This window comes from Mesorhizobium sp. B2-1-3A, assembly GCF_006442655.1.
Taxonomy (GTDB): domain Bacteria; phylum Pseudomonadota; class Alphaproteobacteria; order Rhizobiales; family Rhizobiaceae; genus Mesorhizobium.
The window spans coordinates 89529-113280 of sequence record NZ_VFWK01000005.1 but is presented as its reverse complement, the minus strand read 5'-3'; the positions used below and the strand labels follow the sequence as shown (position 1 = coordinate 113280).

Below are 23752 nucleotides of genomic sequence, written 5' to 3'. Positions count from 1 at the left end.
CTTCAGCCCAGCTTCACCTTCGGTTCGCGCGCCCACAAGCGCAGGTCGCCGAGACTGGCGACGAAGCCGGCGACGTCCTTGGGCGATGCAAGCGGGATCACCGCCTCGTCCTCGGCCACGCCCGCCTTCGCCAGCAGTGGTGCCGCCGCTTCGACGAAACCGATGAACTTGCAGTGCGCGAAGGCGTCGGCGACAAAGTCTCGGGCGGTCGATTCCTTCAGCAGGTCGGCCATTGCGGGCTTTGCCGGCAGGAGCGCGATGGCGTCGTAGAGAACCGACGGTGCGCCTGCGATCATCTGCTGCGCGTCGATCCAGCTGCCGTCGCTCGCCTTGGCGCCGCCGACCTTCGGCGCGATGATCTCGAACTTGGCGCCGGCTTTGGTCAGCGCCTGCTTCAAGGCATTCAGCAAACCGGCATCCGTTCCGTCGGTCACCAGGATGCCGAGCTTGCGGCCTTCGAAGCGGCCGGGGCCGTTCTTGAGGATGCTGAGCGCATCCGAGGCGGGAAGATCCCTGCGCGTCGGCACCGCCGCATCGGCGGGCTTCGGCATGGCTTTCAGGCCGAGCGCATCCGCCACCTTGCCGGCCAGCCCGTCATCGATGTTGAGAAGGTGGGAAACGACGCGCTCGCGGATGACAGGCGTCTGCACCTTGCTCAGTTCGAAGGTCAGTGCGGCGGCGATATGGCCTTGCTCCACGGGGTCCTGGCTGATGTAGAACTGGCGCGCCTGGCTGTAATGGTCGGCGAAGGTTTCCGACCGCAGCCGTGCCTTCGGTCCGGCTTCGGCCTCGGCAAAGGAACGAAAACCCTTTTGCGGGGATTCGCGCGGGCCTTCGTCCCATGAGTTGGGCTGGTAGTTGGCGCGCCCGACCGGGTTGCGCATCGCCATGTGGCCGTCCTGCTGGAAGTTGTGGAAGGGGCATTTCGGCGCGTTGATCGGGATGTGGGTGAAGTTGGTGCTGCCCAGCCGTTTGATCTGGGTGTCGAGATAGGAGAAATTCCGGCCCTGCAGCAGGGGATCGTTGGAGAACTCGACGCCGGGCGGCACGTTCTGCGTCATGAACGCGACTTGCTCGGTCTCGGCGAAGAAATTGTCGGGCATGCGATCGAGCACCAGGCGCCCGACCGCGATCGGCGGCAGCACCTCCTCGGGAATGAGTTTCGTCGGATCGAGGATGTCGAAGTCGAAACTGTCGGCGAAAGCCTGGTCGAAGAGCTGCAGCTGCAGCTCCCATTCCGGGAAATTGCCGGCATGGATGGCGTCCCACAGGTCGCGGCGATGGAAGTCGGGGTCGGCGCCGTTGATCTTGACCGCCTCGTTCCAGGCGACCGACTGGAGGCCGAGCTTCGGCTTCCAGAGGAATTTCACGAAGGTCGATTCATCCTTGGCGTTGAGCAGCCGGAAGGTGTGGACGCCGAACCCTTCCATGAAGCGCAGCGAGCGCGGAATGGCGCGGTCGGACATTGCCCACATGATCATGTGCATGCTTTCGGGCGTGAGCGAGATGAAGTCCCAGAAATTGTCGTGCGCGGTCTGCGCCTGCGGGAAATCGCTGTTGGGCTCGGCCTTCGCGGCGTGGATCAGGTCGGGAAACTTGATCGCGTCCTGGATGAAGAACACCGGCATGTTGTTGCCGACAATGTCCCAGTTGCCTTCCCTGGTGTAGAGCTTGACGGCGAAGCCGCGCACGTCGCGGGCAAGGTCGGCCGAACCCTTGTTGCCGGCGACCGTGGAGAAGCGCACGAAAGCCGGTGTCTTCTCGCCGGCGCGCTGGAAGATGTCGGCGCGGGCGTATTTGGCCAGTGATTCATAGGTTTCGAAATAACCGTGGGCGCCATAGCCGCGCGCATGGACGACGCGCTCGGGGATGCGCTCGTGATCGAAATGGAAGATCTTTTCGCGGAAATGGAAGTCTTCGAGCACTGTCGGGCCACGGGCGCCGATCTTGAGCGAGTTCTGGTCGTCCGAGACCGGCCCGCCTTGCGCGGTGGTCAGCACCGGCGTCGCGCCGGACGCGGTCTGGTGCAGTTCGCCGCCTTCGCCACGCTGCAGTTTCTGATCGTGAATGGTCGCCGCCGTTCCGGCCGGCTTGGATGCTTGCTTGGCCATGACTGAAATCCTCGAGGGGGCAATGCGCGGGCTGCGCTGGTCCCTCAATCTCTGGCAGGGCAATGCGTTCCCTGCCGGTTTCAAATCCGGACGTGAAGAAGGCCGCCGTTTGGCGCGGCGGCCTTCAAGGGCTTCAAGAGGGAAGAGCCCTCAGAGGTTCTTGTTGATCGCGGCGGCGGTCTTGTTGGTCGCGTCCTTGACGGCGGACTTGGCGTCGCCGACAGCCTTCTGGACCTTGCCCTTGGCTTCCTGCGCCGCGCCTTCGGCGCGCAGGCGATCATTGCCCACGGCCTTGCCGACGCCTTCCTTGGCCTTGCCTACAGCCTGATTGGCGAGACCCGAGGCCTTGTCACTGGTGCTTCCCATGGAATGTTCCTTTTTGCGAATTGTCTGCCTGACCGGCGAGGACCAACGTCGCTTTGTCGGGAAGGTTCCGCACGCCATGGAGAGCGCGGCAAACGAAAAGGCCCGCCACCGACGCGACTGGTGACAGGCCTTCTGGAGTAGACCGGGCGTCCCACCGCCCGGCCGTTTGCAAAACCTGTCAGCGGGGCGATCGTTCCATCACGACAAGAAGCCTGCGGTTCTTCCGGCCTCGCGGATCATTCCGGATTTTCCGGCCGCGACGTCGCTGGACCTCGCCCATGTCTCCAGCTTCGGCGCTGCTACGAGCCTTCGATTCACACAGATCGAGGTGCATGTGTCTGTTGTAACCGCCGAGAGTTTCTCACGCTTAAAGCGTCGGCTTGGCGTAGGTTTAGTCCACGCACTGTGAGACCGGACAAGCTTGAGCTGTGACTGAAGACAGCTTCTGGCGCTTCAGAAGCGTAGGCTTCACATAGTTCTTCTTCATTTTATTCCCCCTTGCCTCAACATTGACCAGCACAGGTGACGCGGGGGAAAGGTTGATGTCAAATTTTTCGGTCCCTGAAACCGCTGGCATCAGATGATTTAGGTCATGCTGATGCCAAAACCCCACAAAAGGCGCGAAATGCCGGGCACCAGAAGACGGGGCCAATAGGACCTCTTCGCTGCGAACGGCGCAAAAAAAGCCCCGCCGGCCTAAGCCTGGCGGGGTATTGATTGGAGGAGTGGATCGAATGGGAGACGATCCGGGAGGGAAACGCAAAAGCCGCGAAAGGGTTCCTCTCTTTCGGAAAAGGGATCACCCCAGTCCCTGGGCTGCGCGCAGGATGGTTGCGCGCGCCTCGCGGCCTTCCGGTGTGGGCAGTCCGGCATAGTTGTGGGGCTGGCCCTTCCGCAGGTGAAGCTCGACCGGCACGTCCGCCGCCCGCGCCTTCGCGGCGAGTTCGATGCTATCGGGGTAGAGCAGGTCGCGAGTGCCGGAGAAAACGAGCATCGGCGCCAGGCCGTGAAAGTCGCCGTTCAATGGGCTGACATAGGGATGGGCGGGGTCGAGATCGCCGGCATAGAGACGGGCACCCTCGAGCGTTCCGGGAATATCCAGCAGGGGATCGACGGCGGCGATTGCCTTCCGCTCGGGACTATCCAGCAACGCATTGACGCCGGGCGAGATCAGCACCAGGCCGCTCGGTTGCGGGTATCCCTGATCGCACAGCCATTGCGCGGCTGCCAGCGCCAGCCCGGCCCCCGCCGAATTGCCGATCACCGTGACCTGTGCAGGCCCAGCCTGTTCCAGAACCTTGCGCAGCAGCGCGCCTGTCGCCGGCACGACTTCGCTCGCCGTGGCGCGTGGCGCCAGCGGATAGATCGGCACCACGCAGCGCACGCCGGCTTCGCGGGTCAGCATGCCAACGATGCGCCAATGGGCGCGGACGATCTCGTTGATATAGCCGCCGCCATGCAGGAAGACGATGATGTTGCCGGTGCTGAATCCAGTGGATGGCGCGGTGTAGTAGACCGGCCATCCCGCCACATGCATCGATGTCACCGCCACGCCACGGCCGAGCCCTGTCGGTTCATGGGAAGCCGGCCGCAAGGCAAGCCTGCGCGCATGCCGCCGCACCGAAGCGGCGGACGCCAGCCGCTTCTTGAAGGGCAGAAGTCCAAGCAGGACGTTGATGCAGCGGCTCTGCCAACTCGGTCCGGCATCGTCCGGAGACGCCTGCGGCGGTCTTCCGTCCTCCTGGATGTCGTGCGCCAAAACTATCTTCGCGATGTTCATGTCCATGTCCTGTCCGAATTCGGTTGGTTGCCCTCCCGACGCTCCATGGCGTCTGGCCATTCGCCGGCGCCCGGAGCTATAATACGAGCGATTGCTCGCATTCTCCTACTCGCATTCGGACCGGAGGCCATGGCGCGAAAACCGCTCACCAAACCCAGGAAGACCGCCACTCAGGAGCGGGCGCGCGTGACGGTCGACGCGCTGGTCGAGGCGACTGCTCGCATTCTGGTCAAGGAGGGTTTCGACAAGGCCAGCACCAACCGGATCGCAGAGGAAGCGGGTGTCAGCGTCGGTTCGCTCTACCAATATTATCCGAGCAAGGAGGCGCTCGTGGCAGCCGTCATCGATCGCCACAATCGGGCGATCATGCGGGTCGTGACCGCCGCCTTCGCGGAGGTCGCTTCACAGCCGGTCGATAAAGCGGTGCGCCGACTGGTCGCGGTGGCGATCGAGGCACACCAGATCGACCCAAGACTGCACCGCGTGCTTGCCGAACAGATCCCGCGTACGGGACGCCTTGCGGATGTCGAAGCCTTCGGCCGCCAGACCTATGCCTTGTTCAGGGCCTATCTCGAAGCCCATGGCGATGAGCTGCGCACGACCGATCTCGACATGGCCGCCTTCGTGTCGGTGACATCGATCGAGGCACTGGCCCACACGGCGGTCCTGCATGGGCCGCAAAAGCTCAGCGGCGAAACAGTGCGGGCACTGGTCGACGAGGCCACGCGGCTGGTGGTGGGATACTTACGCTAGAGCCGGCAAGACGCCGAAATCGCGGGGCGTACAAACGCTCTCCGCCCTCCCGTCAGTTCCTGTCCACCGGCTTCGAGCGCATCCTCGACACCGTCTCGCGCTCCGCCCGCTTGGAGCGCAGCGGCGGCAGGCCGCGGTCGATCAGGTCCATGTCCTCCAGCACCATGTCGCCCATGCGCTTGAAGGCGATGTCGAGCGCGCCGGCGCGGTGGGCCGAGCGCAGGAAGCCGGGCAAGGTGCGCACCGGATGGTCCGGCGCCAGCGGTTCTTCAGGAAAGACATCGCTGGCGGCGACGATGTGGCCGCTTCTCACCGCCGCCATCAAAGCGGGGAAATCGACGACGCCGGCGCGGCTGAGCAGGATGAAGGCAGCGCCCTTGCGCATTTTCGCAAAGGCATCGGCACCGAGAAAGCCCTGGTTCTCGGAGGTCACCGAGGCGACGACGAAGACGAAGTCGCTGCGCGACAGCACCTCGTCGAGCGAGGCCGGCTCGACGCCATTGTCGATCAGGATCGATGGCGGCAGCCAGGGGTCGAAGACCCTTGTGTGGGTGCGGAAGCCCGACAGCAGGCGGTTCAGCGCGCGGCCGAGATCGCCGAAGCCGACGATGCCGACATCGGCGCCCGACAAGAGCCGTGCCGTCAAATTGCCGTCGCCGCCCCACAACTCCTTGCCTTGCCGGAAGGCGAGGTCGGCGTCGACGATGCCGCGGGCAAGGTTCAGCGCCATGGCAAGGCCAAGCTCGGCCACCGGCTCGGCGAAGACGAGGCCGGTGGTGACGACATGGATGCCGCGCGCGAACAGCGCCTCGTAAGGCATGTTGTTGAGGAGGTTGCTCTCGACGTTGAAGACGCAGCGCAGCGCCTGCATGGCGTCCAGTGTTTCGGGCGCGATCGGCGGCTGGCCGACGATGTAGCGGGCCTGCGCCAGCACATTGGCCGGCAGGCCGGCGACGCCATCGGCCGTGGTTTCGACGACGCGGTATTTCGCCTTGAAGCGCGCCAGCTGCGGCGGCGTGAAGATCAGCTCGAGCGTGCGTGGTTCCGGCGCGCTGATCACCAGCGGCAAATCCTTGTTCGACATGATGATTCCTCCCGGCGCGACCCGCGCTCTCGCGGCAATAATCACCTCGCGTGAACCGATTTACAACTCGGAAAAATCGATTATTCATGTCCCCGGCGGACAAGAAAATGCCTTTGGCCGCGCCTCGGGAGGAGGAGCCATGGCACATAGGCAGGACCAGCTGCGGCGTCCGTCGATCCACGACGTGGCGAGCCGGGCCGGCGTATCCGCCGCCACCGTCTCCAAGGTCATGGCCGGTGTCACCACGGTCAAGCGCGAGAATGCGCAACGCGTCTTCGATGCCGTCGAGCAATTGGGCTACCGCGTGGATCCGCTGGCCTCCGACATGCGCCGGGCCAGGCGCCGCATCATCGGCGCCATCATGCCGGAATTCGAAAGCGAGTTCTTCGGCCAGATGCTCACCCAGCTCGAGAGCCTCGCCGAGCAGCGCGGCTACACGCTGGTGGCGGCGTCGAGCCGCGAATCCGAAGCGCGCGAAACGGAGATCCTGGCCCGCATGCATGACTGGCGCGTCGCCGGCGTGGTGCTGGCGCCGGTGCGCAACGAGCATGGCCCGGCGGCCGCATTCATGAAAGCCAACGGCATGACCGGCGTGCTGATCGACCGCGTGCTGTCGGACGATGCCTTCGACACGGTGTCGGCCGACAGTGCCTCGGCCAGCGCCGAAGTGGCGCGCGAGCTGCTCGGCAAGGGCCACCGCCACGTACTGGTGGTCGGCCTTGGCGAGCAGGCGGCGACGGTGCGCGCCCGCCTCGACGGGTTTCGAGCCGCCGCGCTGCGACTGGCGCCGGATGCGCGCATCGACGTCGTGCTTGCCGAAACCGATGTCGAGCCGCTCAGGGCACGGTTGCGCGACTATTTTGCAAAAGGCGAGCGGCCGACGGCGGTCTATTCGCTGTTCCTCAAGGGGACGCTGGTGGCGCTGTCGGAATTCCGCCGGCGCGGCTGGCACTGCCCCGACGACATTTCGCTCGTCGGTTTCGACGACGCCGAATGGATGCAGGCGACATGGCCGGCCATCGCCGCCGTGGTGCAGCCGGTGCGCCAGATCGCCGGCCACGCCATGGACGTCCTGTTTGCCAGGATCGAAGGCAAGCAGGGGCCGCCGACGGCGCGGCTCGAACCTTGCCGGGTCTTGATGCGGGAATCCGTTGGCGCGCCAGGCAGCGGCCCGCATTCCGGGGGCCGACAATAGTCCGCCATGCGTGGAAGCCGGCGGGCACGCTCGGGAGATGCAGCCGCACGGGATCGTTCAGGCAGGTTGTGAAAGCCTGGCACAATTGACACTGCGTGCCGAAGCGGTTCTTTATGGCGCGGTATCCAACGCGGAGGCCCTACCCGATGAAGAAATACGAGAAGCCAAGCTGGCAGAAGCGTGAGCGGCTTTCGGCCGTCACGGCCCAGGCGGTCCCATCATCAGGTTCGACGCCGCCGCCGCCGCCCTGAGCGGGCCGGAACGACGCTTTCGCCCGATGGGGCGAGGTGCAAGGCGCGGTCGCTCGATCGCGCCTTTTTGCTTTTGGCGGGAAAGGGGAAGCCCCTCACGCTATGCCGGGCGCCCGCCGCGGTCCCAGATGGCGCACCTTGCGGCTGATGATCATCAGCCGGCGCGCCGTGTTGTTGCGCAGGCGCCGCGCGCGCCATTCCAGCCCGGTTTCGGTGGTGATCCGCTTGGCATAGATGCTCGCACGCATGCCACCCTCGTCGGACGCCACCTTGACCGGGTCGTCATAGAAAGTGCCGATCTTGTCGGCCGCCATGCCCGGTGTTTCCAGCCAGCGCGGAATATGAACCGAATGAAGCTGGTCGACATCGATCATGACCCGCCCGATGCCGACGCCCGGCGTCGGGCATGTCGTCCAGAACGCGTCGCCAATGAAGACGACCCCGTCGCGGCGATGGCCCGCCGTGGTCGTCAGGTTGACCTGCCTGACCTCGACCGGGCTCGCCACTTCGAAGTTGCCGCACCGCGCTGAAATTTCGGGCATCAGCTCGCAAAGCATCTTCTGCGGATTGGCGCGAAAGTCCCTCGTCCATTGTTCGGCGACGGTGCGATAGACGAACATGTTCGCCCGCATCTTGTTGCCGATCGGAAAGATGGTGATGTAGGCGACACGGTCCTTGGCGCGCTTGCCGAAGCAGTTGATGGACTGATACGCGAATTCACGCGGCGAAATGGCGAGATCGAATCCCATCGAGAGCGAATGCGCCTTCGACAGCTCGATGCGCTCGACGCCGATGGCGCGCCGCACCGCCTCGCTGTAGCCGGTGGCCACCACCAGCAGGCGGGCATTGATGACGGAGCCGTCGGCCAGCACCAGCCGCTGCCGGTCCGGTCCGGTCGAGACCTCGGTTACCTTGCCGACCGTCAGCGGCACCTGCGGCGGCAAGGCGTCGCGCAGGCCATTGATCAGCGCACCGTAGGAAAATGCGTATTCCCACTTCTTTTCACATGCGAAGAATTGGCCGAGGCGGAAGACGTGAATGTCGGTAAACGGGGTGACGAGAGGCATGAGCATCTTGTCGAGGCCGAGCTTCTTGAACAGCTCCATCTGTTGCATGCCGATCTTCTCGGCCCGGAACTCGTCGTGATGCACGCGGTGCGGATCGATCAACGCCACCTTGCGGCCGGCATTTCCCAACAGCGTTGCCAGGGTGGTGCCGGCCATTCCGGCGCCAATGATCGCCACGTCGACTTCGGCCGGGGCAGCCTCGGCGGTGGTCATGTCGTTGCCCTTCTGCTGGTCATCTTCCGTGTCCGCAATCTGTGGTGGAAATATCTTCCGGCCCATATCAACCTCAAGCAACCAGCGCGGGTGGCTGGTAGTACCCAATGTTCAGGTTAATGGTGGGCCCCTCTCCTGTTTCCAGCGCGGCGCGATCGCCGAGCCATCGATGAATTCCAGGCCGCCCGCCTCGTTGAGCGAGTGCAGCTTGCGCCCATTCCATAGCGCACCAGGGGTTAAAATGGTCTCGACAACCTGCTCCATGCCGTTCACATCAAGGTGAGCGACGCGTGCGATGCCAAGGGCCGCGCCGTAACTCCTGCGGCAATCCTGCACCGGGCGCAGCAGGTCGTTGCCGCGCCTGACCATGCGGCCGGCCGGCCGCGCCGAGGCGATGTCGACCAATACGGGATTCTTGGGGTGCGGCGTCCACGGCCCGCGAAAGTCCGGCGCCGACCACAGGTGCAGCGCATCGGAGAAAGCGCCGCCGCCGTCGCGGACAGTGGCGAACAGCCACCAGAGGCCGCCATGCTCGACCAACGTGGCGTCGCTGGCGACGATATCGGACAAGAGCGTCGCTTCCTTGACCCAGCCGCCGGGGAAAGCGGTGGCGCGGTAGAGGTCGACCGTGCGGTTGGCGCAGCTTTCCGGCACCATCCAGACCTCGCCGTCGCGCTCGAAGACGAAGGGGTAGGAGAGGTGGTAGGGCAGATCGAGTACCGGCTCGGGACGTCCGATCGGCCCCGATGGGCCAAACGGCACGGCGGAGATGATGGCCTTGCCGAGGCGGTGGATATAGTCCTCGACGAACAGGGTTACCTGTCCCTGATGGAGGATCGGAAACGGATCGGCGTAGAAGCGGCTGCCGTCGTCGGGCAGCACCTGCCAGCCCGTTGCCGGATGGGCGCGCAGGTCGAACAGGTCGCGGCCATTGGTCTGGCGCCAGCCGACCTTCCAGTGCGGGGCATTGTAGCAGAGGTGATAGATCTTCTGGACGACGCGCCGCGCCAGCGCCTTGCCCGCCCTGATGCCAAGCTTGGTGGTGGAGGGCATCTGCGGCGAGGCGCCGGCCTGCGCCGGTTCAGGCAGGATGGGCACGGTGCGCGCCGTGCCGGCCATGGCGGCGACGATCAGGCTTGCCGTGCGCGCCAGTATGTCCTGGAACGAGGCAAGCGCGATGCCGCCATATTCGGTGCCAAGGCGTCCTTCGGCAACAGTGGTGCCGTTCTCCTCGATGCGGGCGATCGGCGTGCGGCCGTCGAGGATCAGCGCCAGCAGGGCCGCTTCGCCGGCAGCGCCGTCATAGGTCACGCGCCAGACCCGCGTTCCTTCCAGCTGGACGTCGCCGCAGAGGTCGATCACCAGATCAGGGGAGGCGGGCTGCTGCGTCCGGTAGGGCGCCAAAGCCGAAAGCGGCAGGCGCTTGGCCAGCCCGTCCGCCGGCAGGCCATGGATGGCCATCTCAAGCTGAAACAGCGCCGTGGCGCTGCCTGGAATGCCGCCCCCGGCCGGCCTGGCGTCGACGGAAACCTCGACAGGGGCCAGTTCGGCCAGACGCTGCAGCAGCAGCAGGTGAAAAGCACGGACGCGCTCGCTGTCCAGGCGCAGGCTCACCCGCATGTCGCACCCCTAGCATCCTGACGTTCGGCATCTGGCCGGTGTTCGAAAATTGGACACGCCAGAGGCCCGGACGGATGGGTCGAAGTGAAGTGTTGCCCCATTTCCGTCCGTCTCCTGCTCGCCCGCGCTCGCGTCACCACGCTCGTGCCTTTATTAGGCAAACTCCGTGCCAAAAATCAGAAGAGCTCCCAACATAATTAACAGTGTTTTAACAGTTGGAGGAATAGCTAGGCTGAGGCCGCAATTAATCTTTTGGGGCATATGGAGTGTTGTCGGAGCGACCTTTGCAATCATCCCTGCTCTCGTTGCCGCAACAACACGCTCCAGAGGTGATCCAATACGCCCCGGAGCCAACGCCGACGGCATCCTATGCATCCTCGACCGTCGAGCTGGGTGACCTGAAGCGCATATTGGTGCGCCGCCGTTTTCTGATCTTGTTGACCGCCGCGCTGCTGACCCTTGGGGCGCTGCTGTACGGCCTGTTCACGCCGGCGCTCTACAGTTCGGTGGCCGAGATCATCATCGATCCGCAAGACCTGCAGGTGGTCACCAACGACGTCAATCCGAGCCGCGTTCCGCCCGATGGCGGCATCACCATGGTGGAAAGCCAGGTCAGCGTCGTCCAGTCGACGGGCGTTCTGCTCAGGGCCATCGAGGCAACCAACCTGACCGAGGATCCGGAATTCAACGGGCAGGGCGGGTTGGTGAGCCGTTTGCTCGGCGGCTTGCTGGGTTCGGGGTCGGCTGAAACCGACAGGACCGGAAAGACGCTCGATGCGCTGCGCCGGCGGCTGGCGGTGAAGCGGGCCGACAAGGTGCTGGTCCTCGATGTGATCGTCACCGCCAAGAGCCCCGACAAGGCGGCGAAGCTCGCCAATGCCATCGCGCAGGCCTACCTCGCCGACCAGGCGAGCGCGCGCGCGAAGATGGCCACCGACGCTTCCGATTCCATCACCGCTCGGCTGGACGAACAGCGCAAGCGCGTGCAGCAGGCCGAGAACGCGGTGGAGGCCTACAAGTCCGCCCACAACATGGTGATGGCGGCGGGCAATCTGGTCAGCGACCAGGAGCTGACCGAGATCAACACGCAGCTTTCCGCCGCGCAGAGCCGCACCGCGACGCTGAAGGCGCAGGTCGACCAGCTGCGCCGGTCCGGCGGCGCGCCGGACGCGACCTCGGAAGCGATGCGCTCGTCGGTGATATCGAGCCTGCGGGCGCAGGAGGCGACGCTTGTCGACCAGGTCTCGCAGCTTGGCACCGAACTCGGGCCGCGCCACCCCTCGATGATCGCGGCGCAGCAGCAACTGCGCGACACGCGCGCCCTCATCGCGCGCGAACTCGGTCGCATCGGCGCCGCCGCCGAGACCGACTACGAACGGGCGCTGGCCAACCAGCAGGCGCTGGAGGCCAAGGTCGCCGGCATGAAGAGCAAGTCGCTCGACACCGACCAGGCTTCGGTCAAGCTGCGTGAATTGCAGCGCGACCTCGAGGCGGTGCGCTCGGTCTACGCCACCTATCTGCAGCGGGCGCAGGAAACGCGCGAGCAGATCAATGTCGACAGCACCAATGCGCGCATCATCTCGCAGGCCATGCCCGCCTTGAAGAAGAGCTGGCCGCCCCTGCCGCTGCTGCTTTTCGGCGCGCTCTTCGGCGGGTTGGGGCTGGGCACGGCGCTCGCGCTGATCGCGGAATATTCCTCGCCGACCGTGCTTTCCAGCGCGCAGATGCAATCGGCTATCGACGCGCCGGTGTTTGGCGTCCTGCCGGCGAAATCAGCGCGCCACCGCTGGTGGCCTTTCGGCGGCGCGGCCGCCTCGGCCGGGCAGAAGACGGATGCGGTCGCGGGCCTGGCGCTGAGGCGCCTGTTCGCCTCCAGCCGGCGTCCGCCGAACTGGCCGCTGGTGCCGTCCATCCTGCTGACATCGCCGCCCGAGGACGCCGCGCAACGGGGCAGGGTGGCGCGCCTGCTCGCCAATGCGGCGGCGGCCAGGGGCAGCCGTGTCCTGTTCATCGACACCAACAATGCCGGCGGCGGCAAGAAGGAGCCGCAGCCCGGTCTCCTCGACGTGCTGCGCGGCGAATATGCCTTCGAGTCGCTGAGCCAGTACACGGCCGGCAGCAATGTCGCTGTTCTGGGCAGGGGCCGGCAAAAGGCCGTCTTTTCCGAGGCGCAGGGCGTCTACTTCACGCAGCACATGCTGGCCCAGGCGGGCCGCAATTTCGACCTCGTCGTCGTCGATGGCGGCGCGCTGGCCGACAATCTCAACGCCTCGCCGCTGGTCGCCATGGTCGACGAGATCGTGATGGTCGCGACACTGAATTCGACGCCGATGCGCGATGTCACGACGGCGTCGCAGGCCATTTCTGTCATGGGGCGGTTGCCGACCGGCGCCTTGCTGGTCGACGAGGCGGCCTGACATGGTTGCGATCCGGACCGCCAACCCGGCAGCCGGCTGGGCCGGTTCGGGTCAGGCCGGCGCCGGCAGCTCCGTCGATTGGCTGACGAGCTTCGGCCTGGTCACCGTCGTGGCGCTGCTGTTCGCCATCTCCGGCGGCATGCTGTGGCTGGTGGGCTATAATTACGACGGCCTGACCGGCAACCCCGCGACCAAGATCCATCCTTCGACCTATCTGCTGATACTCGTGTTTGCCTGGCGCGCCTGCACCTTCGGCAATCCGGTCGGCTACATGGTTGCCGTCGCCGACCGGCGCCCGGCCAGCACGCTGCTGGCGGTCATGTCGATCGTGCTCCTGGTCGTCGTCATCGCGCGCCAGCGCCCGGGCATGGCCGGCATGATCGACACGTTCGTGGCGCCGGCGCTGCTGGTGATGATGCTGGGCGAGCAGGACGAGAAGACCTTCGCCCGGATGCAGACCGTGGTTCACGCCATCATGACCGTGAACGCACTGCTGGCCCTGTTCGAGTTCGCCACCAAGACGCTGATCTTTCCCTATCGCCTCGACGGCGAGGCGTTCATGACCGACCTGCGCTCGACGGCGCTTCAGGGCCATCCGCTGTCCAACGCCACGGTCACCTCGATCTATGTGCTGGCGCTGCTCTCCGGCTCGAAATCGCTGTCCATGCCGCTGCGGCTCGGGATGATCGGCCTGCAATGCGCGGCGCTCGTCGCCTTCGGCGGCCGCTCCGCGATGGTGCTGACGATCGTGCTCGGCGGTTGCTACCTCCTCATCCTGGGCCTGCGCGGCTTGCGCACGGGGCGCGTCAACCTGCTTGGCGCGGCGCTGGGCCTCATCCTTGCCGCGCTGGTCCCGGTGGTCATCGCGGTGGCGGCGTCCTACGGCTTTTTCGACGCGCTGCTCGAGCGCTTCGTGTCCGACTCCGGCAGCGCCAATGCCCGCGTCGAGATGTTCGACCTGTTCAATCATCTGGAATTGCGCGACGTGATCGTGGGGCCGGATATCGACCTCATCGAGAGCCTGCGCCGCATCAGCGGCCTCGAGCAGGGTATCGAAAACCCCATCATCCGCATGGTCCTCTACCAGGGCGCCTTCTTCACCTTGCTGCTGTTCGTCAGCTTCGCGCTGTTCATGCACGAAGTGGCGCGCCGCTGCCATGCCGGCATCTGGCTGCTGATGCTGGGCTGGCTGATCCTGCTCAACACCTCCGAAAGCCTGGCGTCGAAGACCACGCTCATGACCAAATTCGTGGTGATCGCGCTGGTGCTGTATCGGCCGGCAAGGGGTGTGGGGCGTTCGGGCGCACAAGCTGGGCACCGACCCCAGACGCAACCCCGCGTTTCGTCATCCTAGGGCGGAGCAAGGAGCGCAGCGACGCGGCGCAGACCCTAGGATTCATGCCGGGACGGTGAAGCGCCGCAACGGTTCAGGATGCTCACCATCCCGTGCCGCGAAAAAGTTCAAACCACTCCGGATTGGTCTTTTCGATCAAGTCGATCTTCCATTGGCGTTGCCAGCGTTTCAGCGACTTCTCGCGCTGTATCGCATCAGTGATGTCGAAATACTCCTCATACCAGACAAGGCGCTGCACGCCGTAGCGACTGGTGAAGCCCGCGCCTTGGCCAGACTTGTGCTCAGGCATGCGGCGGCCGAGGTCATTGGTGACGCCGATGTAGATCGTGCCGCGCTTCTGGCTTGCAGTCATGTAGACATATCCGGTCATGCGTGACTTGAGCTCAGGGTGGGTTCAGGGGACCGCTGCATTCTACAGCCAATGTCACGGCATGGATCCTAGGGTCTGCGCCGCGTCGCTTCGCTCCTTGCTCCGCCCTAGGATGACGAAGAGAGGGAGGCGTTCTGTCAATCGGGACGGAAGGCGCCTACTCCGGCATCATCAACCCAAGCGCCTCGACCATCGCCGGGTCCAGCGCGCGGGTTTTGTCGTCCATCATGCCCATGCCGTCGAAGAGGTCCCAGAAGGCCCAGGGAAAGCCGGCGGCTTCTGCACTCTGCCGGACGTCGGCGATGTAGTGGGCGCGGTCGGGGTTGGGTGCTGCCACATAACGCGCGTCGGTGCGCAGCGCGCCGAATTCGCCCATGATGACGCGCGCCGGCGCGATGCCGTTTCTGTCGGCCCAGTCGCGCGCCTGGCTGAAATATTTGTCGATGAACCAGCGGTCGGGCCGGGCGTCGAAATAGACTTTCAGCACGCGCTCGGTCTCGGCATAAGCGGCCTTCTTGTCCGCTTCGGAGGTCTCGGTATCCGCGGCCATGCGCGCCTTGACGGAGGCCAGCGTCTTTTCGAGCGAGCCGGCGGAGGCCGGCCACGGCACGTTGTTCAGCGCGCGGTAGACGGGCTCGCGCATCCACGGCGCGCCCTGGTGGCTGAACAGATAGGGCTCGTAGAAGTGGAAGGTGAACAGGATCGGCTCGAAGGCCGCCAGCGGCGCCGGATCGAGCGCGGCCAGCCCGCTCACCATCGAGCCGCAGCCGCCGGTGACGACCAGCGGCAAGGCTCGGGACGACCCTCTCGCCGCCGTCAGCAGGGATGCCTGGACCTGCGACCAGACGTTTGAATCGCAGGATTGCGCCGGTTCGTTGACCGGCTCCAGCGCCACCATTCCGGGCGTGAACCGGTCCAGCCTGCCGGCAAGCTCGCCGACCAGCGCCCGATAGGCCGCGAATTCGGGTGCCGCGGTGCTGGAGACCATGCGGTCGGGGTTCCAGTAATGGGTGGCGCCATTGGCCTGGACGTTGACGATGATGCCGAGACCGGCGTCGATCGTGGCGGCGACGGCCGCGTCCAGCATATCCAGCAACTTGCCGCGCGTGGTGGCGTCGGCGGCCAGGAACGGGCCTGGATCGACGGGCAAGCGGATGAAATCGAGCCCGGTGGCACGTAGCCGGCGGAGGTCGTCGGGGGTTGGCACCGGCCGCTGCGACTGGAAGGGCGGCCAGTCATAGTCGGTGCGCGGGGCGGGAAATTCGCGTGTCAGTGCAAACCAGGGCCAGGCGTTGACGCCGCGGCGGAAACGCCATTCGCCGCTGGCGGCAAGCGCGGACGGCGCGGGAAGCTGCGCCAGCGCCGCGGGCACCAGCGCCGTCGACAGCGCGGTGCACAGCAACCGCCGCCGCGACCAGCCCGTCATACGGCGCCGGGCGAGGGGCGGTCGATCGCGGCTGTCCGCTCCGATGTCACGCCGAGAAGCCGGTAGGCTTCATCCTCGTAGGCAAGCAGCACATCCTCCCAGCGGAAGGCTTCGCGGGCGCGCGTCCTGGCGGCTTCACCGCAGGCCTTGACCAGCGCGTCATCCTCCATCGCGTGCCGCATCCGCTCGGCGCAGCTCTGCGTGTCGGTGAAGTGGACGGCGGCGGCCCCGGCGACCCATCTGTTGTAGGGATTGTCGTGCGCGATCACCATGTTGCCGGCGGCCAGCGCCTCGACCAGCGACGGGTTTGTGCCGCCGACGGTGTGGCCATGCATATAGGCGCGCGCGTGATACCTCAGCGCCTTCACCGCCGCCTGGTCGTAGATGGCGCCCGGCAGGACCACCGATGCGTTCGCCGCCTTGCGGATGGCGACATGATAGGGATTCTGGTCGGACAGCGTGCCCAGCACCACCAGCTTCATGTCGCGTTTCTGGCTGCAGAAGGCTTCGACGATCGGCAGGATGTTGTTGTCGGGCTCGATGCGCGCGATCGAGATGAGGTATTTTCCAGGTTCGAGCCCGAGCGCGCGTACGGGCGCCTCGGGTGCCGATGTCACCGGGTCGGCGCCATAGGTGATGGTGGCGATGGCGCTGCGCGGCCGGCGCGTCGCCAGGTGATCGGCGATGACAGGATGGTCGGCGACCAGGCGGTGCGAAGCCCAGGCGCCGATCCATTCGTTGAGCCAGAACCAGGTGCGCGCCGCTGCTCCCCATTTCGGGCGGCGCCACTCGATGCCGTCCATATTGGTGATGATCTTGCGCCGCATCAGCCTGAGCCAGGTCAGGAATACCGCGCCATTATAGCCGAGCACCAGGCAGACACCGGGCCGGCGCGCGGCATCGAGCACGCACTGCCAGTCGAATTCCAGCGTCGCGCGCGGGCCTTTCGAGGCGACCTGGATGTGGATCAGGTCGATGCCGCGCCAGCTGTCGAGGCGCACACGCTGGTCAACCCGCTCGACCTCTTCCTGGCAGTAGACGCCGACCTTCCAGCCGCGCGCGACCAGGAAAAGGGCCAGCTTCTCGGCGAAGGTCTCGAAGCCGCCATGGGCCGCGGGAATGCCGCGCGTTCCCAGGATCAGGATGGAAGGCTGTTCCGATTTCATGGCTGCTGGTACTTTCAGGTCCGCTCGATCCGTGATGCGAGGCTGTGTCATCTCAGAACCGCAGCCTAGCGATATCCATGCCAGACTCAGTTCCGGCCATCATCGCACTGGGGTTGTAAAATATTTCTTCCAACCGCCGGAGTTGTTTCACTATCGGTCAACTTTCCGCACGTATGTGTATCGAAACGAGGCAATGCCGGGGCCAGTCGGCCCGCAGATGGGTATATTAGCCCGGTATGATCCTTGCTGATGGACTTCTGCGCGCCGGAATCGGCGGAGGGCGTGCAGCATTGGTGTGGTGATCCCCGTTCATGACCACACTCGCAACCAGTGAAGTCCAAAGGGGTGTTTCCGGTCGCCGGTACCGTCAGGCGGCGGGATCGTCACACCACCCCTGACAGAAAGATGCATGTGAAGATGCGGATTGCCTGCATCCACCAGGGCTACGAACTCTACGGCTCCGACCGCAGCTTCGCGGAGAGCGTGGCGGCGCTGCGCGCCGCGTTTCCGTCCGCCGACATCGAAGTGGTCCTGCCGCGCAGCGGGCCGATCCTTGAGATCCTGGAGCCTCATGCCAGCCGGATCGTCTTCGAACCGCTCTGGGTGCTGCGGCGTCAGGCGATGCTGAGGCTGGCGACCATCGAGATGGCGCGGCTGCCGGTCGCGCTGTGGCGGGCATGGCGGCGGCTGCGCGATTGCGACCTCGTCTACGTCAACACCTCGATCGTCGCCGACTATGCGCTGGCCTCGCGCCTGCTGCCGACGAAGGCCCTGCTGCACATCCACGAGATTCCCGAAGGCGTGCTGCGCCGGATCCTGGTCGGGTTGATGCACTGGAGCCGTGCCGATCTCATCTTCAACTCACGCGCCACGCGCGCCGCGTTCGGCGATCCCAAATCCGCGCGCTCATATGTCGTCTACAATGGCGTCGCCGGCCCGGCGGCGGCCGAGGCGATGACCTATGACGGCAAGCGCCCGCTGCGGGTGCTGCTGCTTGGCCGCATCAACCGGATCAAGGGCCAGGAAGTGCTTCTGGAGGCGATCGCCTCGATGCCGGCGGAGCTGAAGTCGAGGATCGAGGTGCGGCTGGTCGGCGGCGCTTTCGAAAGCGTCGAGCGCGAGCGCGCCCTGGCCGAACTCGTCGGCACCATGGGGCTGGCCGATCAGGTCAGCACCTTGCCTTTCATCTCAGACCCTTCCGAGCATTATCGCTGGGCCGATATCGTCACCGTGCCGTCGCGGCGCCCGGAATCGCTCGGCCGCGTCGCCATCGAGGCCATGGCCTATGGCCGGCCGCCGCTGGTGTCGGCGATCGGCGGACTGGTCGAGGTGGTCAGCGACGGCGAGACCGGCTGGCATGTTCCGCCTGACAATGCAGCCGCGCTTGCCGCGAAATTGCAGGAGATCGTCCTTGCCCCTGAAGCCTGGCGCGGGTTCGTCGCCGCCGGGCGCAAGCGCTACGAGACGATGTTCAGCGAGCCGGTCGCGGCCGCGGCGATCGCCGCGATCGCCGCCGACAAGCTGAAGGCGGCCATGGCAAGGCCAGGCAAGGCGGCGACCACCCGCCAGGCGGAGACACAGCCGTGAAGTTCCCCGTCCATCTGGTGCGGCGCCTCGTGCTGATGATCGGCGGCGAGGCAATGCAGAGCGGCTTTCACTTCGCCCTCAACCTCGCGCTGCTGCACATGCTGTCGGCGCAAGGCTACGGCCTTTTCGCCCTTGCCATGGTGATGGGCGGCGTCGGCCTGTCCTACATCAGGTCGCTTACCGCCGTCCCCGCCTCGATCTGGATGAGCAAGAGCACGAACAGGGCCGGCGTCGATGCCCATGACGTGGCCTTCGGAACGGCGGCGCTGGTCGTGGCGCTGCTGATGGCCGCCGGCACGGCTATTCTGATGCATCTGCTGGGCGACCCAAGCGGCATTGCCGCCGGCTGCTTCGTCGGCGCCTGGTCGCTGCGCAGCCACATGCGCACGGCATTCTTCACGCGCCGCCAGCAGGTGGTCGTCTCCATCAGCGACGCCGCCTTCACGATCGCCGGCATCGTGCTCGCAGGGTTGGCGATCTGGTTCGCCAGGGACGTGCTGCAGACCGTGTTCTACGCCCTTGCGGCGGCCAATCTATTTGGCATCTTCGTCCTGGTCCGGCTGGCGGGCCGTAGGGTTCGCGTCAGTTTCCGCATGCCGACGCGCCGGCGCTACACCAAGCTCTGGCGCCAGCTGTGCTGGTCGGCCTTCAGCGCCACCACCACCAACATCCAGGGTCAATGCTTGGCGCTGCTGGTCGCGGGCATTGCCGGACCGGCCGCCTATGCGCCGCTGGCGGCGGTCCTCGTGCTGTTCGCTCCTCTGCGCATCATCAGCCTTGCCTTCGTCAACATGACGCAGCCGGAACTCGCGAAGCTGATGCAGGCCAACGAAACGCGCCGCGTCTGGGCGCAGGCGAAGATCTGGTCGCTCGTCATGGGGCTCGGCGGCCTGGCCTATGGATGCGCCATCATGTTCGTCCTGCCGATGATAAAATCCCAGGCTCTGCAGGATGCCTCGGTCGGGTTCATCGGGCTTTTCGTGATCGCGAATTTCGTGCCGATCATGCTCTACATCATGCCCCGCATCGTGCTCGAGATCTTCGGCGATTTCCGGATCGTCGCGTTCATCACGATGGGCGGCGCGATCGTCGGGCTGGCGCTGATCGCGATCCTGCTGGCCGTCGCGTCGCCGCCATGGGCGCTGCTGGGCTCGGCGGTCTCCGAGACCTTCGTGCTCGTGGCATCATGGTATTTCGCGCATCACCGCATGTGGAACATCGAGCATCCGGACCAGCAGCGGCACAGCCGCCTCGGCTCCTGGCGGCGGGCGGTCACGTTCGCCGCGGCGAAGCGATAGGAGAGAGATGTGGCAGAGCAGGCAGTGCACATTGCCGCGGTGACCGACTTGCCCGACGGGCAGGCCTCTCATTCCGCCATCGTCGCCGCGAACGACGCCTACACGGCGCGATTGCACACCAGCCTCGAAGCGGTCAAGCCGCTCTGGCTGCGCCTCCAGACGGATGGCGTCTGCACCGCCCACCAGCATTTCGCGTGGGTGGAGGGGATCGTGGCGCGGCTGATGCCGGCAGGCGCGGAGCCGCTCATCGTTGAAGTGAACAACGCGGTGACGGGCGCGCCCCTGATGCTGGTGCCGCTGATGCTGCGGCCGGCCTTCCACCATCGGGTGATCGAATGGCTGAGCTGCGGCGTCTGCGACTACTCGGCACCGCTGCTGGCCGATGCGAGCGCATGGACGGCACAATCCGCGCAGGCCGCGTGGGCGGCGGTGCGCTCCGTGCTGCCGGCGGCGGACCGCGTCAACATCCTGGGAATCCCGCGGCGGATCGACGGCGTCGACAATCCGCTGGCACTGCTTCCGGCGACGCGCGATTCCCTCCAGACCACCTTCGGCCTGGCCATCGACGGCGACCCGGAAACCGTCCTCAAGCGCCTGTGCAGGCCGTCCTTCGTCAAGGAATTCGGCAAGGACTGGCGCCGGCTCGAACGGCTCGGCGGCGTGGAACTGGTCGAGGCCGCCACGCAGGCCGAAGTGGAGCAACTCTTCGGCGAACTGATCCGGATGCGGCTCAGCCGTTTTCGCGAGCTTGGCCGCTTCGACCTGCTGACGCAGGAGGCGGTTGTCGATTTCTACCGCAACGCCGCCCTGCAGGGTCTGCCGGACGGATCGGTGCGGCTCTTCGGGCTGCGCGTCGGCGATGCCCTGATCGCCGTCCAATATGCGGTGGTCCATCAAGGGACTGTTCATGCTCTGCTGATAGCTATGGACCAGAGCGTGGTGCCCAATGTCTCACCGGGCCTCTTGATCATGGGCCGGCTGATAGGCTGGGCGCGCGAGCGGCGGTTCGATTACTTCGACCTGTCGGTTGGCGACCAGAGCTACAAGGAACGTATGGGCGCCAAGGCTTCGGTGCTGGCCGAACTACGCCAGGGGTTGACGGTGCGGGGCCGTGTCGCGAGCGCTGCCATCGATCTCCGCAACCGGACCGAAGCCTTCGTGCGTTCCAACCCCCGGCTGCGCACCGCGGCCCAGGGGATGATGCGAGGTTTGCGGCGTCTTCGTGGGGGATGACGAGGGCGGGCCTGAACGACGGGAGAAGGACGTGGCAGGCCAGGCAATGCGAATAGAAGCGGTAGCGGATGCAGCGGGCCAGCTGGCCTCCCCCGATGTCGCCGGTCTGGGCGCCGTCGCGCACTATACGGCGCGGCTGCACACCAGCTTCGACAGCGTAAGGCCGCTGTGGCAGCGCCTTGAGGCGACCGGCCTATGCACCGGTCATCAGGGCCTTGCCTGGGTGGAAGGGATCGCCAAACGGCTGATGCCCGCAAGTGCCGAGCTGCTGGTCGTCGAGGTCAACGACGCCGTCACGGGCGCGCCGGTCATGTTGCTGCCGCTGATGCGGCGCCGGGCGCTTGGACACCATGTCATCGAATGGCTGAGCTGTGGCGTGTGCGATTACTCGGCGCCGCTGCTGGCCGATGCGAGACCCTGGACCAGGCAAGGTGCCGATGCCGCGTGGGCAGCGGTCCGCGCCGTGCTGCCGCCGGCGGACCGCATCCACATCGCGGGCATTCCGCAACAGATCCATGGCGTCGCCAATCCGCTGGCGCTGCTTTCGGCGACGCGCGATTCCATCCAGATCGCCTCGGGCCTGGCCATGCATGGCGAGCCGGCGACGCTGATCAAGCGCATCTGCAAATCGTCCTTCGCCAAGAACTTCCACAAGCACTGCCGCCGCTTCGAACAGATGGGCAAGCTCGACCTGGCCGAAGCCGAGACACCGGATATGGTGGAAAAGCAGTTCGCGACGCTGCTGGAACTCAGGCTCAATCGCTTTCGCGAGCTCGGGCGTTTCGACCTCCTGACGCAGGCACCGGTCGTCGAGTTCTATCGCAACGCCGCCCTGCAAGGCCTGTCCGACGGCTCGGTACGGCTGTTCGGGCTGCGTGTCGGGCAAACCTATCTCGCCGTCATCTATGTGCTGATCATGAAGGGCACCTTGCATGCCCTTCTGCTCGGGATCGACCAGGACGCGGTGGCCAACGCCTCGCCGGGCCTGACGACAATCGGCAAGCTGATGATGTGGGGGGTGACGCAAGGGCTCGGCTATTTCGACCTGTCGGTCGGCAGCCAGGGCTACAAGCAGCATATCGGCGCTTCAAGCTCTGTGCTGGCGGAGTTGTGCGAGCCGATCACGCTGCGGGGCAGCGTGGCGACCGCCGATATCAAGCTGCGCGGCAGGATCGAGCTTTTCGTGCGCTCCAGGCCGGAATTGTACAAGACCGTGCAGGGTGTGATGCGCCGGTTGCGGCGATTGAAGAACTGAGGCTGCTCGTCAAGGCGACTTCGTCCTGGGAGGGACGGGTGGATTGACAAGCTCCCGCCAACGTCATCAGGCTCCCGAAAGAGCAATGATTTCGGGAGGCTGATGGCAAGCCTGGTGGTGATGTACGGCACGCCTGCGGATCCGGCGGCGTTCAATGCCTATTATCGCGAAAAGCACATTCCGCTGGCCAAGACCATCCCGGGATTGCGGCGCTATGAAATCAGCCGCGGCCCGGTGATGACGCCGGCCGGACCAGCGAAGGTCCACCTGGTCGCCACCTTGCGGTTTGACGATCTGGCCGCCATCCAGAATGCATTCGCCAGCGCCGAAGGGCAGGCTGCCGCAGCCGACCTCCAGGTCTTCGCGACCGGCGGCGCCGACATGCTGATCTTCGACGGTGAAGATGTGTGACGGCTCACAGCGGCTCGGTGTCGAAGAGCAGCATCGTCACCAGATCATCATCGCCGGCGAACTTTCGCCGGTCCTCCGCGCATGCCCGGCCGATCGCGCTGGCAAAGGCCGTGCGAATGGCCTCCGGACTGTCGAAATAGAGGATGGCGACCCTGTAGGGCGTCTCGCCCGGCAGGACATTCATGATCGGCGACCGGCTGATCTCGTAGCGCCGCAGTCCGGGCAATTGCTTGGCCAGCGGCACGTGAATGTCGTGATAATGGCGCTCGAAGGCCGCGGGATCGGCGGGGGTTTTGTAGATGACGAGCATCTTGGCCATGGTGGTGCTCCCTGTTTGAGGTGATCGCGCCTCGTCGGCGCCGCACCAATGTCGTTCGCCGGGAGCGGATTTCGACAAGGGAGCGGAGTTTTTTCGCATGACCAATGCGCGGGCCGGCGCCGCCAAATTGACAGGACTGCTTGTCTCCGTCATCCTTGAGCCCAGTCGCCCGATGTGTCAGGGCGACCGAGGGCAGCGTCATGTTCAGTCCCGTAACCAGCCAGAATGCCAAACGCGCCGCGGTGCGCAAGGCGCTCGACGCCCATAAGGTCTACATCACCGCGCAGAGCTTTTCGGACGGTGCCTACAGGGCACGCGTGCTGGTCGACGGCGAGGCCTACTGGGTGGATGAGTTCCGGCTAAGCCAGCTGAAGCAGGGGCTATCGCCGGCCGAACTCGAACTGACGCCGGCCGCCGACGATTGAGAGCGTGACTTCCATCGGTTCCGGAACGCGGCGGTTGCTCCTGCTTGCCAA

Annotated in this window: 20 protein-coding genes; 10 read left to right on the top strand and 10 right to left on the bottom strand. The window is 65.5% G+C overall.

The annotated features are described in order from the left end of the window. Positions 1–2 precede the first annotated feature (2 nt). From FJ977_RS20700 to FJ977_RS20690, 3 genes are all read right to left on the bottom strand, one after another. A complete protein-coding gene (locus FJ977_RS20700; protein ID WP_140774069.1) occupies positions 3–2111 on the bottom strand; it encodes a catalase in 2109 nt (702 codons plus the stop codon). A 150-nt stretch (positions 2112–2261) separates the two neighbouring features. Next, the gene (locus FJ977_RS20695; RefSeq protein ID WP_019859538.1) at positions 2262–2477 is read right to left on the bottom strand and encodes a CsbD family protein; all 216 of its coding nucleotides are present in this window, start codon (positions 2475–2477) and stop codon (positions 2262–2264) included. A 799-nt stretch (positions 2478–3276) separates the two neighbouring features. Continuing rightward, complete coding sequence (locus FJ977_RS20690; RefSeq protein ID WP_140774068.1) at positions 3277–4257, bottom strand: alpha/beta fold hydrolase; 981 nt, start codon at positions 4255–4257, stop codon at positions 3277–3279. Positions 4258–4386: 129 nt separating this feature from the next. On the opposite strand from FJ977_RS20690, the gene FJ977_RS20685 reads away from it, so the two are divergent. Then, the gene (locus tag FJ977_RS20685; RefSeq protein WP_140774067.1) at positions 4387–5010 is read left to right on the top strand and encodes a TetR/AcrR family transcriptional regulator; all 624 of its coding nucleotides are present in this window, start codon (positions 4387–4389) and stop codon (positions 5008–5010) included. A 52-nt stretch (positions 5011–5062) separates the two neighbouring features. Here FJ977_RS20685 and FJ977_RS20680 read toward each other — a convergent pair whose 3' ends face one another. Next, positions 5063–6094 carry a hydroxyacid dehydrogenase gene (locus FJ977_RS20680; protein ID WP_140774066.1) on the bottom strand — a complete coding sequence of 344 codons (1032 nt, stop codon included), beginning with the start codon at positions 6092–6094 and terminating at the stop codon, positions 5063–5065. A gap of 139 nt (positions 6095–6233) precedes the next feature. On the opposite strand from FJ977_RS20680, the gene FJ977_RS20675 reads away from it, so the two are divergent. Next, complete coding sequence (locus tag FJ977_RS20675) at positions 6234–7289, top strand: LacI family DNA-binding transcriptional regulator (protein WP_140774065.1); 1056 nt, start codon at positions 6234–6236, stop codon at positions 7287–7289. A gap of 346 nt (positions 7290–7635) precedes the next feature. Here the strand turns inward: FJ977_RS20675 and FJ977_RS20670 are convergent, their stop codons facing one another. Both FJ977_RS20670 and FJ977_RS20665 read right to left on the bottom strand, forming a co-directional pair. Beyond that, entirely contained in the window at positions 7636–8886 is a 1251-nt protein-coding gene (locus tag FJ977_RS20670; RefSeq protein ID WP_246683229.1) for an NAD(P)/FAD-dependent oxidoreductase, read from the bottom strand. 45 nt (positions 8887–8931) lie between these two features. After that, positions 8932–10440: a formyl transferase gene (locus FJ977_RS20665; RefSeq protein ID WP_140774064.1), complete on the bottom strand. Its 1509-nt coding sequence runs from the start codon at positions 10438–10440 to the stop codon at positions 8932–8934. A 329-nt stretch (positions 10441–10769) separates the two neighbouring features. Between FJ977_RS20665 and FJ977_RS20660 the strand changes: the two genes are divergently transcribed. Together FJ977_RS20660 and FJ977_RS20655 are read left to right on the top strand one after the other, a co-directional pair. Next, entirely contained in the window at positions 10770–12857 is a 2088-nt protein-coding gene (locus FJ977_RS20660) for a Wzz/FepE/Etk N-terminal domain-containing protein (RefSeq protein WP_246683228.1), read from the top strand. A gap of 1 nt (position 12858) precedes the next feature. After that, positions 12859–14211 (top strand): VpsF family polysaccharide biosynthesis protein, encoded by a 1353-nt coding sequence (locus tag FJ977_RS20655; RefSeq protein WP_140774062.1) that lies wholly within the window; start codon positions 12859–12861, stop codon positions 14209–14211. Positions 14212–14293: 82 nt separating this feature from the next. Here the strand turns inward: FJ977_RS20655 and FJ977_RS20650 are convergent, their stop codons facing one another. The 3 genes from FJ977_RS20650 to FJ977_RS20640 all read right to left on the bottom strand — a co-directional run bounded on the left by FJ977_RS20650 (position 14294) and on the right by FJ977_RS20640 (position 17173). After that, entirely contained in the window at positions 14294–14581 is a 288-nt protein-coding gene (locus tag FJ977_RS20650; protein WP_140774061.1) for a GIY-YIG nuclease family protein, read from the bottom strand. 157 nt (positions 14582–14738) lie between these two features. After that, positions 14739–16007: a cellulase family glycosylhydrolase gene (locus FJ977_RS20645; protein WP_140774060.1), complete on the bottom strand. Its 1269-nt coding sequence runs from the start codon at positions 16005–16007 to the stop codon at positions 14739–14741. Continuing rightward, complete coding sequence (locus FJ977_RS20640; RefSeq protein WP_140774059.1) at positions 16004–17173, bottom strand: DUF1972 domain-containing protein; 1170 nt, start codon at positions 17171–17173, stop codon at positions 16004–16006. Before FJ977_RS20640 ends, FJ977_RS20645 begins: the two co-directional genes overlap by 4 nt. A 417-nt stretch (positions 17174–17590) precedes the next feature. Here FJ977_RS20640 and FJ977_RS20635 point away from each other — a divergent pair, with 417 nt between their 5' ends. From FJ977_RS20635 to FJ977_RS20615, 5 genes are all read left to right on the top strand, one after another. Further along, positions 17591–18760: a glycosyltransferase family 4 protein gene (locus FJ977_RS20635; RefSeq protein ID WP_140774720.1), complete on the top strand. Its 1170-nt coding sequence runs from the start codon at positions 17591–17593 to the stop codon at positions 18758–18760. Beyond that, complete coding sequence (locus FJ977_RS20630; RefSeq protein ID WP_181179991.1) at positions 18757–20058, top strand: hypothetical protein; 1302 nt, start codon at positions 18757–18759, stop codon at positions 20056–20058. Before FJ977_RS20635 ends, FJ977_RS20630 begins: the two co-directional genes overlap by 4 nt. A 9-nt stretch (positions 20059–20067) precedes the next feature. Then, positions 20068–21291: a GNAT family N-acetyltransferase gene (locus FJ977_RS20625; RefSeq protein ID WP_140774058.1), complete on the top strand. Its 1224-nt coding sequence runs from the start codon at positions 20068–20070 to the stop codon at positions 21289–21291. A gap of 31 nt (positions 21292–21322) precedes the next feature. Continuing rightward, positions 21323–22546: a GNAT family N-acetyltransferase gene (locus tag FJ977_RS20620; protein WP_246683225.1), complete on the top strand. Its 1224-nt coding sequence runs from the start codon at positions 21323–21325 to the stop codon at positions 22544–22546. A gap of 102 nt (positions 22547–22648) precedes the next feature. Next, the gene (locus FJ977_RS20615) at positions 22649–22957 is read left to right on the top strand and encodes an EthD family reductase (RefSeq protein WP_140774057.1); all 309 of its coding nucleotides are present in this window, start codon (positions 22649–22651) and stop codon (positions 22955–22957) included. Positions 22958–22961: 4 nt separating this feature from the next. Here the strand turns inward: FJ977_RS20615 and FJ977_RS20610 are convergent, their stop codons facing one another. Beyond that, the gene (locus tag FJ977_RS20610; protein WP_140774056.1) at positions 22962–23276 is read right to left on the bottom strand and encodes an EthD family reductase; all 315 of its coding nucleotides are present in this window, start codon (positions 23274–23276) and stop codon (positions 22962–22964) included. Between the two features lie 200 nt (positions 23277–23476). Between FJ977_RS20610 and FJ977_RS20605 the strand changes: the two genes are divergently transcribed. Beyond that, positions 23477–23701 (top strand): hypothetical protein, encoded by a 225-nt coding sequence (locus FJ977_RS20605; RefSeq protein WP_140774055.1) that lies wholly within the window; start codon positions 23477–23479, stop codon positions 23699–23701. Positions 23702–23752: the final 51 nt, after the last annotated feature.